Origin of the sequence: uncultured Phyllobacterium sp., assembly GCF_902479695.1 — a bacterium.
GTDB classification, from domain to species: domain Bacteria; phylum Pseudomonadota; class Alphaproteobacteria; order Rhizobiales; family Rhizobiaceae; genus Phyllobacterium; species Phyllobacterium calauticae.
Genome location: NZ_CABSQF010000043.1, coordinates 1 through 17338, shown reverse-complemented (window position 1 = coordinate 17338; position 17338 = coordinate 1). Strand labels below are relative to the sequence as shown.

Sequence of the window (17338 nt, the reverse complement as noted above, 5' to 3'; positions counted from 1 at the left end):
GATGCGCATTCTGCTGACCAACGATGATGGTATTCATGCGGAAGGTCTGGCTGTTCTGGAACGTATCGCCCGCCAGCTTTCCGACGATGTCTGGGTGATCGCGCCCGAAACCGACCAAAGCGGTCTGGCCCATTCGCTGACGCTGTCCACGCCGCTGCGCCTGCGCGAGATCGATGACCGGCACTACGCCGTTCGCGGTACGCCGACGGACTGCGTGATCATGGGCGTCAAGCATCTGATGCCCGAGCCGCCCGACCTGATCCTGTCGGGTGTCAATTCCGGCTCGAATACCGCCGATGATGTCACTTATTCCGGCACCGTTGCCGCGGCCATCGAGGGCACGCTCCTTGGCATCAACTCCATTGCCCTGTCGCAGGAATACAATCTCGATGGCGGGACACGCGTCCTGCCATGGGACATCGTCGAACAGCGCGCACCGGCGCTCCTGAAAAAGCTTCTGGCCGTCACGCTGGCCAAGGGCGTGCTTCTCAATGTGAATTTCCCGAGCTGCAGCGGCGGGGAACTGGCCGGTGTCCGCGTCACGGCGCAGGGCAAACTTTCCCATGGATTGACCATTGAAGAGCGGCAGGACGGACGCGGCCTGCCATATTACTGGCTGCGCTACGGCCGCGGCAAGGATGAGCCGGCGGAAAACAGCGATGTTGCCGCCATCCGCAAAAACTACATCTCCGTGACGCCGCTTCAACTCGATCTGACAGCGCACGAGATGCGCCAGACCCTGGAGGATGCGTTCGCATGAAGCCTGCACTTTCAGAACGGGAGGGCTTTGCCGCCTTCGTCCTGCGGATGCGGTCTTTGGGAATGACGGACCAGCGGCTCATGACGGCTTTTGAGGCCACGTCCCGCATGGCCTTTGTTTCCGGCAATCTGGGAACGCTGGCCTATGGCGACCGGATGCTGCCGATCGAATGCGGCGAGTTCATGGAAGGGCTGGACCTGCAGGCGCGCCTGATCAAGGCCCTCGATCTTGAGCCGGCGCACCGCGTTCTGGAAATCGGCACGGGCACCGGCTTTACCGCTGCCATCATGGCCCGGCTGGCCGGCCGGGTCCTGTCCATCGAGCGCTATCGTACTCTGGTTGAACTTGCGCAGCAGCGCCACCAGACGTTGAAGATCGAAAATATCTTCATCAAACATGCCGATGGCAAGCTTGGCCTGACCCATGACGGGCCGTTTGACCGCATTGTCGTCTGGGCGGCTTTTGAAAGCATGCCGCGCCAGTTCGTCGAGCTTCTGTCGTCCAATGGCGTCATGATTGCCCCGATCGGTCCGGTTGACGGCAAGCAAGTCGTGTCGCGCCTGTCGAAGATCGGGAGCCGTTTCGAGCGCGAGGATATGATGCCCGCGCGCTTTTTACCGCTGCTTGACGGTGTTGCCACAGCCCTTTGACACGGACGTTCTGCCGCAGGACAGGCGCAACCCTTTACGGGTTTGGTGAATCTTTTACAAATTTTCTGCTCGTTTTAACGGTCGAGTAACATTAACGCGGTTTAATAGCTCCATATTCTTGTATTGAGTACGGGCGGGATAAGCGATGCGTTTGAGTGTACTAGACAAAGCGTCACGGCGGCTGGCACTGAATGCCAGCATTCTCATGATTGCCGGTTTGGCTGCAGGCTGCAGCTCCGGAGTATCGCGCTTTACCAGTGCTGACTTCAGCTCCGGCTATAGCGACAACCAGCGTGCAATCATTCAACCGCAGAATGCGGGTGCAAGGGGTTACACGCCTCCAGTCGATGCAAGCTATACGGCGTCGGTCAACCGCAATGCGGTTCCAGCGGCGGGCGGTGTCCAGCGCGGTGCCTTGCCGCCGGTTGGTGCGGTCAGCGCCTCGACGCTGCCGCCGGTCTCCTCGCAGCCGGCACGTCAGCTCGCCAACACCGCTCCCGTCCGCCAGCAGGTGGCGTCGGTCCAGCCCATGGGCAATGTGCAGGCTCCGCCGCTTGCCGCGCCAGCCGGAACGCTGAAGACGCCGGATGGCCGCGAAGCGCGCATGCCGACCAAGCCGGCGACGCCGGGACAGGCATCCGCCAATACGGCAGCCATTCTTCCGCAGGCCCCGCAGGTCAAGGACCGGAACGGCGCGGCAACGACGACGGCAAACAATACGACGCCACCCAGCCATTCCGGCTCCTATACGGTTCAGGGCGGCGACACGCTGCATGCCATTGCCCGCAAGACGGGCACCAATGTCGAGGCCATCAAGCAGGCCAACAACATGAAAGAGGGCACCGTTCGGGTCGGCCAGTCGCTGGTCATTCCGGCATCGAGTTCCTCGCTGGCGCAGAATGTCGCCAACAACATGAAGTCGAAGGGTTCCGTCGATCAGGTGAAGACCGCCGCGACGCCGCCAGTCGAACAGCCAAAGGTTGTTGCAAGCACGGCACCGACTGCAGCGATTGCTGCGCCGCAGGCTGACAGCCAGGCAAAGCCTTACACGCCGCCGCAGGCGAGCGAAAAGGTGATCGACGATGCGGAGAAGGATGTTGCATCGGCACCGTCCGCCACCGGTGCGTCACAGATGCGCTGGCCGGTTCGCGGCCGCGTTGTCGCCAATTACGGCAAGGGCAATGACGGTATCGACATTTCGGTTCCCGAGGGCACGCCGATCAAGGCCGCTGAAAACGGCGTGGTCATCTATTCCGGCGATGGCCTGAAGGAGTTCGGCAACACCGTTCTCGTGCGCCACGACAATGGTCTGGTCACGGTTTACGGCAATGCGAGCAAGTTGAACGTGCAGCGCGGCCAGAAGGTGAAGCGCGGCGAGGAACTTGGCCGGTCGGGCATGACAGGCAATGCGACATCGCCAAAGCTGCACTTCGAAGTGCGCAAGAACTCGACCCCGGTCGATCCGTCGAAATATCTCGAATCCTGATCAAGATCAGGCTTCAATCCAAAGGCCCGCGCAGCGATGCGCGGGCCTTTTCGTTTGTCAGAGCTTCTTGCCGAGCCGTCCGGCCAGGTCCTGCGTGAACTGCCAGGCGACGCGGCCGGAGCGCGAACCGCGCGTGGTCGACCATTCCAGCGCTTCCGCATGCAGCTGCTCCTTCTGCATCGGCAGATCGAAATGCGCGGCATAGCCGTCGATCATCGAGAGATAGTCGTCCTGGCTGCATTTGTGGAAACCCAGCCACAGACCGAAACGATCCGACAGGGACACTTTTTCCTCAACGGCTTCGGACGGATTGATGGCCGTCGAGCGCTCGTTCTCGATCATGTCGCGCGGCAACAAATGCCGGCGGTTCGAAGTGGCGTAGAAGATGACGTTGTCGGGGCGGCCTTCGACGCCGCCTTCCAGCGCGGCCTTCAAAGACTTGTAGGACGTATCGTCATGGTCGAAGGAAAGATCGTCGCAGAACAGGATGAAACGATATTTCGTGTCCTTGATGGCCGCCATCAGGGAAGGGAGGCTGTCGATGTCCTCGCGATGGATCTCAACCAGCTTGAGCGTACCGGTATCGTCAGGCGCGGCAATGTTGACGGAGGCATGGACGGCCTTCACCAGGGACGACTTGCCCATGCCGCGCGCGCCCCACAGAAGCACGTTGTTGGCCTGCAATCCGTCGGCAAAGCGCTTGGTGTTGTCGAAAAGAATATCGCGGACGCGATCGACCCCGCGAATGAGCGAAATATCGACCCGGTTAACCTTTCTGACGGGGTCGAAGGCAAGCTTGTCCGGGTTCCAGACAAAGCAATCCGCCGTGTCGAGATCGACGGGTTGCGGTTTTGGCGGTGCCATGCGCTCCAGCACTGCAATCAGACGGTCAAGTTTATCTGTCAGCAATTCCTCGGACATTCTTATCAAGCCTTTGTTTTTTCTGCGTTCAAGCCACTATCATGTTGATGGGAAATCGAAAAGCGCGGTACGGGATTTTGCACGGTTGCTTTTCCCATTCCAAACATTGTATTGCGCAGGCTCTATAAACTTTCAAACACGTATTACTCTGGAGATTGTCTCTATGTTCGTAACTCCCGCATATGCACAGACAACAGGTATCGGTGGTGCGCCGGAAATGCTGATGAGCATCCTGCCATTCATCCTGATTTTCGTGATCATGTACTTCCTGATCATCCGCCCGCAGCGCACGCAGATGAAGAAGCGCGAAGAGCAGCTCAAGAACATCCGTCGCGGTGATACGATCATCACCGGCGGTTTCGTTGCCAAGGTGACGAAGGTGTTCGATGACAGCGGTGAACTCGAGGTCGAAATCGGCGAGGGCGTCAAGGCCCGCGTCATCCGCGCATTGGTGTCCGACGTGCGCATCAAAGGTGAACCGGTTGCCGATAACAAGAAATAAGTCATAGTGACAGGGCGGCATCAGGCCGCCCTGTTGATTCTTGAGGTCGGGATTGCATGCTCTATTTTAGCCGCTGGAAGACACTTCTCATCTGGGCCGTTGTTCTGGTCGGCGTGATCCTGGCTCTGCCAAATCTCTTTACCCCTATCCAGTTGGCGAACCTGCCCAACTGGCTGCCGAAGAAGCAGCTCGCCCTCGGACTGGATCTGGAAGGCGGCTCGCGCATCCGGCTGCAGGTCGACAAGGACAAGCTGGCGCAGACCGGCGCGGCCATCGAGGTGATGAACCGCCGTCTCAGCGAGCTCGGCTACACCAATCCGAATGTGGAAAGCCAGAGAAGCGGGCGTGTGCTGGTCGAGGTTTCGGGTCTGTATGACTCGCAGCTGCTCAAAGATATTCTGAGCCTGACCGGCCAGCTGAGCTTCCGCATGATCGATACGTCCGTGCCGGTGCAGCAGGCGATTGACGGCACGCCGCCGGAAGGCTCCGATGTTGTCTATTCCTTTGACGATCCGCCCGTGGCCTACCTCGTCAAGAAAGATGCCATCGTCACCAACCAGAATTTCGTCGGGGCGCAGGCAGGTGTCGATACGGCCACCCAGCAGCCCGTCATCACCTTCAAGCTGGACAGTGCCGGCGCGGACCGGTTCTCTCGGGCAACCAAGGAAAACATCGGAAAGTCCTTTGCCATCGTGCTTGACGATCAGGTGCTGTCGGCACCGGTGATCAGCGAAGCCATTCCCGGCGATACGGGCCAGATCACCGGCAATTTCGACCTTTCCGGCGCCAGCAACCTTGCCATCGTCATGCGTGCCGGCGCATTGCCTGCACCTGTTACCGTGATTGAAGAGCGTTCTGTCGGTACCGACCTTGGCGCCGCTGCCGTGTCTGCAGGCAAGATCGCCGCGCTCATCGGCGCCGGTCTCGTCATCCTGTTCATGCTGCTGACCTACGGCCTGCTGGGCGTGATTGCGAGTATCGCGCTTGTTGTCAACATCGTCCTGATCCTGGCGGTTCTGACCGTGTTCGACGTGCCGCTCAGCCTTGCCGGCGTTGCCGGTATCGTCCTGACCATCGGCATGGCGGTGGATTCCAACGTTCTCATCTACGAGCGCATTCGCGAAGACCGGCGCGCCGGCTTTTCGGTCATCCAGGCCATCGACTCCGGGTTTGCCCGGGCGCAGGCCACGATCGTCGACGCCAATGTGACAACGCTGATCGCCGCGCTCGTCCTGTTCATCCTGGGTACCGGGCCCGTGCATGGCTTCGCCGTGACCGTCACCATCGGTATTGTCACCACACTGTTCACCACATTCACATTGACGCGCTGGATGGTGTCCGCCTGGGTGCAGTGGTCGAAGCCCAAGGAAGTGCCGCGTGCACCGCTGAAGCTCATTCCCAACAACACCAGGATTCCGTTCATGCGGCTGCGCGGGCTGACGCTGGGTTTCTCCGCGTTGTCGAGCGTTGCCGTCATCGTGCTGTTCCTTGTCGTCGGCATGAATTTCGGCATCGATTTCAAGGGCGGCACAATGGTCGAGATCGCCTCCAATGAAGGGCCCATCGATCTGGACGATGTCTATAGCCGGCTGGATGACCTGAACATCGGCGATGTGAAGATCGAACCGTTCAAATCGGACAGCCGGGCGCTGATTACGGTCGGCAGCCAGCGCGAGGGCGAAAACGCCGAGCAGACCGTCGGTGTCAAAATCCGCGGCGAGCTTGATCAGGATTATGAATTCCGCCGGGTGGATGTCATTGGCCCGACCGTATCGGGCGAGCTTGCCAAGGCCGGCGGACTGGCGGTCGCGCTCTCCCTGGTGGCGATCTTCGCCTATGTCTGGTTCCGCTTCGAATGGCACTTTGCCCTTGGCGCAATCATTGCGACCATCCATGACGTGGTGCTGCTGCTGGGCATGTTCATTGTCTTCCAGATGGAGTTCAATCTGTGGAGCATTGCGGCGCTTCTGGCCATTGTCGGTTATTCACTCAACGATACGGTGGTGATTTACGACCGCGTCCGGGAAAACCTGCGGCGGCATGGCAACAGCGTTTCGCTGTCGGCGGTTCTCGATGCCTCGATCAACCAGACATTGTCGCGCACCATCCTGACATCGCTGGCCACCTTCCTCGCGCTGGTCGTGCTCTATGCCTATGGCGGCGATGATGTCCGCTCCTTTGCGCTGACCATCGCGGTCGGCATTGTCGTTGCGACTTATTCGTCGATCTTCGTTGCCGGACCCTTGCTGATGCTGTTCGGGCTCAAGGGGCGCGATGTGATCGACGATGCTCATCCCGCCAGGCAGAGCGGGGCATAACGCCGTGGCCAAGGGGATAGAAATCCGCGACGCGCATTTTCCGGGCCGTGCACCCATCGACGCCTATGGCAATGGCGGGTTCCGGTTTGCCGACATGTCGCATCGCGGGTCCATCCTGTGCCTGCCATCGGGTATCCATGGCTGGGCGCCGAAGATCGAGACCGCGCTGACGGCGGAGGATCTGGCGCTTGTGCTCGAGCAGGCCGCCGATATCGAGATTCTGCTGGTGGGAACGGGTACCGAATTGCGCCGTCTGCCGCAGGCCCTGCGTGACGTGCTGCGCGAGCACCGCATTTCCTCCGATCCCATGAGCACCGGCGCGGCCGTGCGCACCTATAATGTTCTGCTGGCGGAAGACCGTGCCGTCGCTGCGGCACTGATTGCAGTGGATTAAACCGGCGGTTCTCTGTATCTCAGCCCCATGAACGCGAACCAGACCCACTGCCTGCAATTGCTGCGCGATGCCGATCCCGACCGCTACCTCTCGGTGCTTTATGCGCCGGAGGACAAACGGGGTGCCTTGGCCGCCCTTTACGCCTTCAATGTCGAGATCGCCCGCATCCGTGACCTGATCCACGATCCGCTGCCGGGCGAGGTGCGTCTGCAGTGGTGGCGTGATCTGATCAACGGAACGGAGCATGGCGAGGCCGTCGGCAATCCGGTGGCGGCGGCCCTGCTGGAGGCGATCAAGGCCCATAATCTGCCGCGCGCCGCCTTCGACAATTACTGCGAAGCCCGCATTTTCGATCTCTATGACGATCCCATGCCCAGCCGCAACGATCTTGAGGGCTATTGCGGCGAGACGGCTTCGGCCTTGATCCAGCTTGCCTCTCTTGTGCTCGATGCGGAAAAGGCGCCCGCCCATGCGGATATGGCGGGCCATGCGGGGGTTGCCCAGGCCATTACCGGCCTTCTGCGTCTCCTGCCGCTGCACCGCCGGCGCGGACAGGTTTATATCCCGGCTGACATCCTGTCCGCCGTCGGCTGCAGTGCCGAAACAGTGCTTGAGGGCGCCGACAAGGACGCGGTCAAGCGCGCCATCGATGCGATGACGGCGCTGGCGGAAGATCATCTCGGGAAATACGAAGCCGGCGCAAAATCGCTCCCCGCCGCTTTGCGTCCGGCCTATCTGCCGGTAAGCCTGACCAGAACCTATCTGAAGGGAATCAGGGCCAGTGGCGCTGCCGCAGCCGATGAAACAGCGGTAATTTCGCCGTTGAAGCGCCAGTGGGTGATGCTCAGGGCATGGATGCGCTAGCCAGCGTGGGATCTGCATGGTCGTTGTGCGTGGTTCGACAAGCTCACCATGAGGGAATCCAGTGCATTGCAAAATGCAACATCCCTCATGGTGAGCTTGTCGAACCACGCACACCATAGAATGCAACAAGCTGCGCTCGTTACTCCGCAGCCTCGGCCACCGCAGGCAGGCCCAGCCATGCCCGGCAATCCGCAAGCGCACGCGCGCTCATGGCCCGTTTCTTGGCGTTGGTCTTTTCCTTGCCGCGCAGCCGTTTGCCTTCCGACTTCGGCGCCTCAATCGGCGGGAACAGGCCGAAATTGACATTCATCGGCTGGAAGGAGCGCTTGCCGGGTTCTTCATCACTGACGATGTGACCGCCGGTGATGTGTCCGAGCAGCGCGCCAAAGGCCGTGGTGAGCGGCGGCGGTGTCAAAACATGTCCGAGACGCTCGGCGGCGGCGAAACGCCCGGCAAGCAGGCCGATGGCCGCCGATTCCACATAGCCTTCACAACCGGTGATCTGCCCGGCAAAGCGCAGGCCCGGGCGGGATTTCAGTTGCAGCGTCGGGTCGAGCAGGATGGGCGAATTCAGGTATGTATTGCGGTGCAGGCCGCCCAGCCGCGCGAATTCCGCATTCTCGAGGCCGGGGATCATCCGGAAAATCTCGGTCTGCGCCCCGTATTTCAGCTTCGTCTGGAAGCCGACCATGTTGTAGAGCGTGCCGAGCGCATTGTCCTGCCGCAGCTGCACGACGGCATAGGCCTTGACCGTAGGGTTGTGCTCATTGGTCAGGCCCATCGGCTTCATCGGGCCGTGGCGCAGGGTTTCGACGCCGCGTTCGGCCATGACTTCGATGGGCAGGCAGCCGTCGAAATAGGGCGTGCCTTCCCACTGCTTGAATTCGGTCTTGTCGCCGGCAATCAGCGCCTGCACGAAAGCCTCATACTGCTCCTTGGTCATGGGGCAGTTGATGTAGTCCTTGCCGGTGCCGCCGGGGCCAACCTTGTCGTAGCGCGACTGGAACCAGCAGGTGTTCATGTCGATGCTGTCGAAATGCACAATGGGTGCAATGGCATCGAAAAAGGCGAGGGCATCGGCGCCGGTCTGCCTGCCGATGGCTTCGGCCAGCGACGGTGCCGTCAATGGCCCGGTGGCGATGATGACCTTGTCCCAATCTTCAGGGGGCAGGCCGGTGATCTCTTCGCGCTCGATGGTGATCAGCGGGTGCGCTTCCAGCCTGGCCGTCACAGCCTGGGCAAAACCATCGCGGTCCACGGCGAGGGCGCCGCCTGCGGGAACCTGATGCGAATCGGCCGAGGCCATGATCAGCGAATTGGCGAGGCGCATCTCCGCATGCAGCACGCCGACCGCGTTGGTTTGCGCATCGTCGGAGCGGAAGGAATTGGAGCAGACGAGCTCGGCGAGATCCTGCGTCTTGTGCGCGTCCGTGCCGCGAACGGGACGCATCTCGTGCAGGATGACGGGAATGCCTGCTTCGGCGAGTTGCCATGCAGCTTCGGAACCGGCGAGACCGCCGCCAATGATATGTACGGGTGTGTTTGACATAGCACCCCAATAAACCGTTTGGCGTCCGGCTTCAATGGTGCAAAAGCCGCTGCGGATGATCCGCAGCGGCTCGCCGATGTGTCAGGCGCTGGCTTTGTCGAGTTCGGCGATGTCCGCCTTGTCGAGCGTCAGGGATGCCGCCTTGATCAGGCTTTCCAGTTGCTGCAGCGATGTGGCGCTGGCGATGGGGGCGGTGATGCCCTGGCGTGCGATAATCCAGGCCAGGGCAACCTCGGCCTGCTTGGCGCCATGTTTGGCCGCAACCGCGTCCAGTGCCTCCAGGATGCGGTAGCCGCGCGCATTGAGATAGGCTTTGACACCGCTGCCGCGCTGGCTCTGTCCAAGATCGGCTTCGCTGCGGTATTTGCCGGAGAGAAACCCGCGCGCGAGGCTGAAATAGGTGATGACGCCGATGTCCTCGGCCATGCATAGGTCGCGCAGCGCGCCGTCATAGCCGGCGCGGTCATAGAGATTGTATTCCGGTTGGAGCACGTCATAGCGCGGCAGGCCATCCGCCTTGGCGGTGTCGAGCGCCGCGCGCAGCTGTTCCGCATCGAAATTGGACGCGCCGATGGATTTGACCTTGCCGGCTTTCAGCAGCTTGTCATAGGCGGCAAGCGATTCCGCGTGGGGTGTGGCCGGATCTGGCCAATGGGAGAGGTAGAGGTCGATGGCGTCCACCTGCAGGCGTTTCAGCGATGCTTCGACGGCCTCGGCGATATTGGCGGCCTTGAGGTTCTTACCCTTGCCCATGTCGCCGCCGACCTTGGTGATGATGATCATCCTGTCGCGCGTGCCGCGGGATTTCATCCACTCGCCGATGATGGTTTCCGATTCACCACCGCTGTTTCCGGGCACCCAGCTTGAGTAAACATTGGCCGTATCGACCGTGTTGAGGCCCGCATCGGCAAAGCGGTCAAGCAGGTCAAAGGAGGATTTCTTGTCAGCGGTCCAACCGAAGACGTTGCCGCCGAAAACCAGCGGAGCAATCGACAGGCCTGTGCGGCCAAGAGGGCGTTTTTGCATGGTAAGTCTCCCGGGGAGGATGTGAAGGGGGACTCAGACTGTAGAACTCCAGGGTGCATGTTTCCAGCCCGGCTTTGACCCGAATGGTCGCAGGCATGGATCGCAACAGGAGTCGATTTGAAAAGGGAGGTGGTGAGCAGATGTCTCGAACCGCATACCCCGGAAACAACAACACCCACCGCGGGAGGAGGTGCGGTGGGTGCCGTTTTGTAAAGACCGGCTGGGAGGAGGAGTGCCGGCCTTTGATCGCGGGGGCTCTGGGAGGAGGATGAACCCCGGCGATATTCTGTTATGCGATTAGCGTACTGCGGACTTCTTGGCGACGAACGGGATGTCCGAGCGGGAGATGCCCAGGTCGTTCAGTTCGCGGGTCGACAGACGGTTCAGCTCGGAAACCGTGTCACGATAACGGCGCCAGTTGCTGTAGGAGCGGATAAGGTTCATTTCATTCACCATTCGGTTCAGTTGTTTCGTTGATCACTCTTGATCGTTGACCTGAAGATAGTGGATGCCTTGGCGAATGTGCAGAGCCAAGTTTGCAGATCAGCTATGCGTATGTTGCATTGCATCATTAATCGATTTTAATTGCTGCGTCGCACAAACGTCATCTTCATGGCCTTTTGCCCGAATCCGGCTGCAATTGCGTTTTCAATGTGGCTGGCCTTATCAGGGGCGGAGCCCTAATCTTACAGCTCGAGTCGGGAGCAGAATGCATGATAGTCGGTTTTACCCTGCGCAAGCACATTGCACGGTGGCAGCGTGACGGGTTGATCGATGACGCCACGGCGGACCGCCTGCGCGCCGATATCGCCGGGCAGGGCCCGGGTTTCGGGCTGGGCAATGTCCTGGCCATACTGGGCGTCATTCTCCTCGGCGCGGCGCTGCTGTCGCTGATTGCCGCCAATTGGGAAGCCATGCCGCGCCTTGTTCGCGTCGGCTTGATCTTTGCCGTGCTCTGGTGCGGTTATCTCGGCGGCGCGTGGCGGGCGAACAAGGGCGACAGGATTTTCAGTGAGGCGCTCTATCTCCTGGGCGCCATCGCCTTTGGTGCCGGGATCGCACTGGTCGGCCAGATGTATCATCTGTCGGGTGACGTGGCGTCCGCTGCGCTGCTCTGGGCGGGCGGGACGGTTGTCGCCGCGCTGGCTTTGCGCTCGTCGACACTCGTCTCCACCAGCATCGTGATTGCCGGTTTCTATCTCGTGGCCAGCCTGGAACCGGAAACGGCCTCGCGCCTGTCCTATGTCTGGATCATCCCGGTCTTTGCGGTGATTGCGGCAGGCCTGATCTGGTATACGGGCGCGCAGGTGGCCCGGCACTTTCTCGCCGTTCTTGTGCTGCTCTTCGTCTGTATCGTTCACTTCGACCGGGATGCCGGCGTCGTGCTATGGATGACGCTGATTGCCGGGCTCGGCCTGTTTCTGCTGGACGCACTGCATCCGGCTGTGCTGGACCGCGCGACCGGATGGAGCATCAGTCTCGGCGCCTACGGATTTCTGGCGGTGCAGATGGTGCTGCTGATTTTCCAGTTCAACGACCACATCTTTGCCCAGACTCGCGATGTCATGACGGGTATTGTCATCCTTGCCGTGGCGATCGCCGGTCTGGCCTTGTCGGGGCATCGCAATCTTGCCATACGGTGGAGCGCCTATGGGCTGTTTTCGCTGGAGGTTCTCTATATCGCGTTCGAGACCATCGGCACGATGATCGGTACCGCTGGCTTCTTCCTGACCGTCGGCGTGCTCGTCCTGCTGCTTGCGGTGTTCGTTATCCGGATGGAACGCCGTCTTCACAAAAAGAGTCTGGTGAAGGGTGCTGCGTCATGAAAACAAAGTATTTTTTGCTGCCGGCTTTGATCGTTGCGCTGCTGCAGTCGGGCGCGCTTTATGCCATGATAGAAAAGCACGCGATGATCCTGCGCCACGGCACAATGATCACGCTGGCCACGCAGCCGGTCGATCCGCGCGACCTGTTGCGCGGCGAATATGTGCGGCTTGGCTACGGGATTTCGTCTGTTGAAGCCGACAAGGTGAGCGGCACGAAGCCGGATACGGCAGGCCTTGCCGACATCTATGTCACGCTGAAAGAGGGCGCGGATGGCCGGTGGGGTTTCACCGGTGCCTCCTGGCAGAAACGCCAGGATTTGGCGGCTGGCGAAGTCCAGATGCATGGCCAGACGATGATGGGTGCCATGGGCGTCTTTGCGGTGCAGTACGGCATCGAACGCTATTATCTCCCCGAAGGATGGGGCCGTGCGGTCGAGAAGGTGCAGAGTGAACGCGGGGTCGATGCGGTGATTGCTGTCTCCAGCGCCGGCGAAGCTCAGATTCGTTCGCTTAAGTACAATGGACGCCTGCTTTACCAGGAACCGGCCTACTGAACAGCCGTCATCGCGCAGCTTTGAAAAAGCCCGTCAACATATTGAAATATTTGTAGAAAGAGTGGTGCGGATAGAGGGACTCGAACCCCCACGGTCTCCCGCCAGAACCTAAATCTGGTGCGTCTACCAATTTCGCCATATCCGCAGATGAGGGCCGTATCTGGCCCTCAAGCGCCGGTCTCTATATCACCCTCTTCTCAGGGGTCAAAGGAAAAAGCCGCCGCTTGAACAGGATTACGCCGGCGTCCAGCCGATCGCATCCCGCAGGAAGGCGTAGCCGAGCGCAATGAAGCTGGCGCGCTCCCTGTTGTCCTTGCCATAGCCATGTCCGCCCGCCTCGGGCTCATAGAAAGAGGCGGTGTAGCCGAGTTCCTGCAGCTTTGCCGCCATCTTGCGGGCGTGTCCGGGGTGCACGCGGTCATCTCTGCGGGTTGTGGCAATGAGGATCGGCGGATAGGGCCGGCCGGGCACAGCCGCGTGATAGGCCGACATTTCCTTCAGAAAAGCCCAATCCTCCGGCTTGTCCGGGTCGCCATATTCGTCCACCCAGCTCGCCCCGGCGAGAAGCTTGTTGTAGCGGCGCATGTCGATCAGCGGAATGGTGCAGAACAGGGCGCCGAAGCGTTCGGGATAACGCGTCAGCATGTTGGAAATCAGCAGGCCGCCATTGGAACCGCCTTCCGCCGCGATACGGCCCGGCCGCGTGACGCCGCGCCGCACCAGATCGGCGGCAATGGCGGCAAAATCATCATGCGAGAGCTTTTTGCCTGCCCAGCGCCCCGCGTCGTGCCATGCGGTGCCGAATTCGCCGCCGCCGCGCAGATTGGCGACCACGCTTGTGCCGCCGCGCTCGAGCCACAACTTGCCAACGGACGCACTGTAATAGGGCTCCATCGACACGCCAAATCCGCCGTAACCGGTCATATGCACCGGCGCATCGCCGGTTTCACCCTTGGGTCCGATCTGCGTATAGGGGATCGACTCGCCATCGCTGGAGATCGCCTCGTGCCGCGTGACGGCAAGCCCGGTCGCGTCGAAGACCGCAGGGCTTTGTTTGAGCAGCGTGGGGGCAGCCAGTGTGTTGGGCTCGGCAATGTCGAGGAGCAGGACCTGCGCCGGGGTTATCGGGTCCTGCGCGGCGACGAGCAGTTCGCCATTGGCGTGGATGTCCTCGACATCCAGCGACCAGATATGAACGATGCCCTCGGTTGGCACGACAGAAATGGGCTTTTTTGCCCATTTGCCAAGCGCAGGCTCGAAAATCTCGAAGCGCGGCGCAAGATTGTCGAGATAGGAGACGACCAGCTTCTTGTCATTCCAGAAGAACCCTTGCAGGGCGCGGCGCGGACCCGGTTCGAACAGAACCTGAAAATCACGCTCTCCGGCAAGAAATGCCTGGAGCGAAATGCCGAGGAGCGTGTCGGCGGGGTAGGTGACGCCGGCGACGGTCCAGTCTTCCCTCGGCTTGACCGTCAGCCACTGGTCGTAGGAATTCCACCAGGCCGTTGCCGGCACGTCCATGCGCTGCCCGGGTCCGCTGCGATCCCCCAGCCAGCCAGCGGTTTCAAAGAAGGAATGCTGCTCGACAAACCAGAGGCGCTCGCTGCCGCTGCTGTGATCAATGTCGACACCGGCGGCCATGGAATCCGCGGCGCATTCGAAAATCACCGGTGCTTCCAGCGGGTCGGTCCCGCGTCGCCACAGGCGGACGGTGCGCGCATAACCGGATTGCGTGGCCATGCCCTCGCCAAGGGCGCTCGATATCAAAACCGTATCGCGGTCGAGCCAGCCGAGGCCACCCTTCGCTTCGGGAAGGTTGAAGCCGTTTTCGATGAACCGCAGCGTGTGCAGGTCGAACTCGCGGTTGACAACCGCATCGCTGCCGCCGCGCGACAGGGAGAGAATGGCCCGTTGCCGCTTCTCCGGTTCGATCTGCGCGCCCGCCCAGATCCAGTCGTCATTTTCGGCTGTGGCCAAGGCATCGATATCGAGCAGAAGTTCCCATTCCGGCTCGGGCGTCTTGTAAGATGTCATGGTGGTCCGGCGCCACAGGCCGCGCGGGTTCTTCTCATCCTGCCAGAGGTTGTAGAGATAATCGCCGCGCCGTCCGACCATCGGGATCTTGTCCGGCCGGTTCAAAATGGCGGTCAGGACATCGCGGTCATGCTCGAACTGCCGGCCGCCGAAGCGCTGCATGGTTGCGGCGGATTGCTTCTCCACCCATGCAAGCGGCTTTGCGCCATCGATTTCTTCGAGCCAGATGCGCGGATCGTCATCGGGAGCATCGATGGTCGGGCGAATATCCTGATTGGTCATGAGCGTCACTTTCCCTTGGAATCTGCCGCGCAGTTTCTTGAAAGCGCGGTGTTTTGCAATGCCTCACACCATCAAATTCGGCATCCATGAAAAATCGCGCCGGTGATAAGCCGGCGCGATCCTTGTGTCGGGCGTTTCAAGCCTAGTGGGCCGGGGCTTCTTCCGCCGGCTTTTCAACCGGTGCCTTCTTGCGTCCGAATGAACGGAGCGCAACGTAGAACACCGGCGTCAGGAACAGGCCGAAGAAGGTCACGCCAAGCATGCCGGAGAACACAGCCGTGCCGAGTGACTGGCGCATTTCCGCGCCGGGGCCCTGGGCAATCATCAGCGGCACGACACCGAAGATGAAGGCAAAGGCGGTCATCAGGATCGGGCGAAGCCGCAGACGGCTGGCTTCGATGGCGGCTTCCACCGGCGTTGCGCCTTCCGCCTGATGCTGGCGGGCGAATTCCACGATCAGGATCGCGTTCTTCGCCGCCAGGCCGATCAGGACGACAAGGCCGATCTGCGTCAGGATGTTGTTGTCCATCCCGCGCAGGTACACGCCGATCAGCGCGGCCAGAACCGCCAGCGGCACGATCAGGATGATCGCCAGCGGCAGCACCCAGCTTTCATACTGTGCGGCAAGGGCGAGGAAGACGAACACCACGGACAGTCCGAAGATCAGGATCGCCGTGTTTCCGGTCTGCCGTTCCTGAAGCGCCAGTTCCGTCCACTGGAATGTCGTTCCGCTGGGCAGTGTCTTGGTGGCAAGGGCCTCCATCTTGTCGAGCGCCGTACCGGTGGAAACCCCGGGCGCGGCGTTGCCCTGCAGCGGCACCGATACATACATGTTGTATCGCTGCACCAGCGAGGGGCCGTTGGTGTCCTTGATGTTGATCAGCGTGCCCAACGGAACCAGCGCACCCGTTGCCGAGCGTACTTTCAGGGCAAGGATGTCGGTTCGATCGAGCCGGTATTGCTGGTCGGCCTGCGCCCGCACCTGATAGACGCGGCCGAAGGCATTGAAGTCATTGACATAGGAGGTGCCAAGGTTGGTTGAAAGTGCTTCGAAAATATTGGGAATGGGCACGTTCAATGCCTGTGCCTTGTCACGGTCCACCTCCAGGAAATATTGCGGGCTGTTGGCGGAGAACGTGGTGTAGACGCCGGTCAGCCCCGGGGTCTGGTTGGCTTCGCCCATCATCTGATAGGCCAATCCCAGGACGCGGCGCATATCGGAGCTGTCGCGGTCGAGGAGCTGCATCTTGAAGCCGCCGGCATTGCCGACGCCGCGGATCGGCGGCGGCGGCACGGCGATGATGAAGGCCTCCTGGATGCTTTGCAGGCTGCCATAGACCTGGCCGATGATGGAATTGGCCGTTTGTCCGTTCTTGATCCGCTCCGCGAACGGCTGGAATGGAACGAACACCACGCCGGAATTCGACGCATTGGTGAACGTCGCACCGTTGAACCCGGCAAAGGCAATGGCGTTGCGCACGCCCGGAATGCCCTTGATGATCTTCGATGCCTTTTCGATCACCGCGTCCGTGCGGGCGAGGGAAGCACCGTCGGGCAGCTGGACGACGACGATGGCATAGCCCTGATCCATCGGCGGCACAAAGCCGCGCGGGATCGTGACCGCCATGAACCAGGTGGCGACCAGCAGCCCCGCGAACACCAGTAGGGAGGCGAGGAGGCCGATGGTCGATCCGACGAGATGCCGGACGATCCAGGAATAGCCGTTCGCCATCTTGTCGAAGCCGGTGTTGAAGCCATTGGCCAGGGCCCGGCCAGCCCGCGCCAGAGGGTTTTTGGAGACCGCATGGTCATGCGGGCGCAACACAATTGCCGCCAGGGCAGGAGAGAGCGTCAGCGAGTTGATGGCCGAAATGGCTGTTGCTGCCGAGATGGTCACGGCGAACTGGATGTAGAACTGGCCTGATATGCCGGGAATGAACGCCGTCGGGGCAAACACCGCGATCAGCACCAGTGAAATGGCGATAACGGCGGGTCTCACCCCGCCCACGGTGGTGGGCGAGGGGAGGTTCCGGGGCCCGGCCCGCCCGAGGGTGTGCTCGGCGCTGTGCACCCCCCCCAGCCGGGACGTGCGCCCGCCGCCACGGGGGAGGCCGCAGCCGAACCGGGCGAGGAGGGTGAGCGGAAAACCAAGAGCGCCGGGGAGCGGAGCCG

15 protein-coding genes and 1 tRNA gene are annotated in these 17338 nt (G+C 61.1%); 9 read left to right on the top strand and 7 right to left on the bottom strand.

Annotation, left to right across the window (positions count from 1 at the left end; all coding sequences use genetic code 11):
* Position 1: 1 nt before the first annotated feature.
* From surE to RDL77_RS20230, 3 genes are all read left to right on the top strand, one after another.
* Positions 2-760: a 5'/3'-nucleotidase SurE gene (gene surE, locus RDL77_RS20240; RefSeq protein WP_223613164.1), complete on the top strand. Its 759-nt coding sequence runs from the start codon at positions 2-4 to the stop codon at positions 758-760.
* Positions 757-1410, top strand: a complete 654-nt coding sequence (locus RDL77_RS20235; RefSeq protein WP_223613165.1) for a protein-L-isoaspartate(D-aspartate) O-methyltransferase — start codon at positions 757-759, stop codon at positions 1408-1410. Before surE ends, RDL77_RS20235 begins: the two co-directional genes overlap by 4 nt.
* Positions 1411-1555: 145 nt before the next feature.
* Complete coding sequence (locus tag RDL77_RS20230; protein ID WP_288194479.1) at positions 1556-2896, top strand: peptidoglycan DD-metalloendopeptidase family protein; 1341 nt, start codon at positions 1556-1558, stop codon at positions 2894-2896.
* A 57-nt stretch (positions 2897-2953) separates the two neighbouring features.
* Here the strand turns inward: RDL77_RS20230 and RDL77_RS20225 are convergent, their stop codons facing one another.
* A complete protein-coding gene (locus RDL77_RS20225) occupies positions 2954-3817 on the bottom strand; it encodes an ATP-binding protein (RefSeq protein ID WP_288194478.1) in 864 nt (287 codons plus the stop codon).
* 163 nt (positions 3818-3980) lie between these two features.
* Here RDL77_RS20225 and yajC point away from each other — a divergent pair, with 163 nt between their 5' ends.
* From yajC to RDL77_RS20205, 4 genes are read left to right on the top strand one after another with little or no spacing between them, the layout of a single operon-like run.
* Positions 3981-4319, top strand: coding sequence for a preprotein translocase subunit YajC (gene yajC / locus RDL77_RS20220; RefSeq protein ID WP_223613168.1), 339 nt, complete (start codon positions 3981-3983; stop codon positions 4317-4319).
* A gap of 56 nt (positions 4320-4375) precedes the next feature.
* Positions 4376-6637, top strand: coding sequence for a protein translocase subunit SecD (gene secD / locus RDL77_RS20215; RefSeq protein ID WP_288194477.1), 2262 nt, complete (start codon positions 4376-4378; stop codon positions 6635-6637).
* A gap of 4 nt (positions 6638-6641) precedes the next feature.
* Positions 6642-7031 (top strand): Mth938-like domain-containing protein, encoded by a 390-nt coding sequence (locus RDL77_RS20210; RefSeq protein WP_223613492.1) that lies wholly within the window; start codon positions 6642-6644, stop codon positions 7029-7031.
* A 27-nt stretch (positions 7032-7058) separates the two neighbouring features.
* Positions 7059-7895: a phytoene/squalene synthase family protein gene (locus RDL77_RS20205; RefSeq protein WP_288194476.1), complete on the top strand. Its 837-nt coding sequence runs from the start codon at positions 7059-7061 to the stop codon at positions 7893-7895.
* Positions 7896-8034: 139 nt separating this feature from the next.
* Here the strand turns inward: RDL77_RS20205 and trmFO are convergent, their stop codons facing one another.
* The 3 genes from trmFO to RDL77_RS20190 form a co-directional block, all read right to left on the bottom strand.
* Positions 8035-9444 (bottom strand): methylenetetrahydrofolate--tRNA-(uracil(54)-C(5))-methyltransferase (FADH(2)-oxidizing) TrmFO, encoded by a 1410-nt coding sequence (trmFO, locus tag RDL77_RS20200; protein ID WP_288194475.1) that lies wholly within the window; start codon positions 9442-9444, stop codon positions 8035-8037.
* An 81-nt stretch (positions 9445-9525) separates the two neighbouring features.
* Positions 9526-10470 carry an aldo/keto reductase gene (locus RDL77_RS20195; protein ID WP_288194474.1) on the bottom strand — a complete coding sequence of 315 codons (945 nt, stop codon included), beginning with the start codon at positions 10468-10470 and terminating at the stop codon, positions 9526-9528.
* Between the two features lie 297 nt (positions 10471-10767).
* Positions 10768-10914 carry a DUF1127 domain-containing protein gene (locus RDL77_RS20190; RefSeq protein ID WP_091878374.1) on the bottom strand — a complete coding sequence of 49 codons (147 nt, stop codon included), beginning with the start codon at positions 10912-10914 and terminating at the stop codon, positions 10768-10770.
* 269 nt (positions 10915-11183) lie between these two features.
* Here RDL77_RS20190 and RDL77_RS20185 point away from each other — a divergent pair, with 269 nt between their 5' ends.
* Both RDL77_RS20185 and RDL77_RS20180 read left to right on the top strand, forming a co-directional pair.
* Positions 11184-12296, top strand: a complete 1113-nt coding sequence (locus RDL77_RS20185; RefSeq protein ID WP_288194473.1) for a DUF2157 domain-containing protein — start codon at positions 11184-11186, stop codon at positions 12294-12296.
* The gene (locus tag RDL77_RS20180) at positions 12293-12850 is read left to right on the top strand and encodes a GDYXXLXY domain-containing protein (RefSeq protein ID WP_223613174.1); all 558 of its coding nucleotides are present in this window, start codon (positions 12293-12295) and stop codon (positions 12848-12850) included. Before RDL77_RS20185 ends, RDL77_RS20180 begins: the two co-directional genes overlap by 4 nt.
* Positions 12851-12912: 62 nt before the next feature.
* On the opposite strand, the gene RDL77_RS20175 is transcribed toward RDL77_RS20180, so the two are convergent.
* From RDL77_RS20175 to RDL77_RS20165, 3 genes are all read right to left on the bottom strand, one after another.
* Positions 12913-12995, bottom strand: a tRNA-Leu gene (locus RDL77_RS20175).
* 89 nt (positions 12996-13084) lie between these two features.
* Positions 13085-15166, bottom strand: coding sequence for a prolyl oligopeptidase family protein (locus tag RDL77_RS20170; protein WP_288194472.1), 2082 nt, complete (start codon positions 15164-15166; stop codon positions 13085-13087).
* Between the two features lie 142 nt (positions 15167-15308).
* Positions 15309-17338: efflux RND transporter permease subunit (locus RDL77_RS20165; RefSeq protein WP_288194471.1), on the bottom strand; the 2030-nt coding region annotated here is incomplete at its 5' end.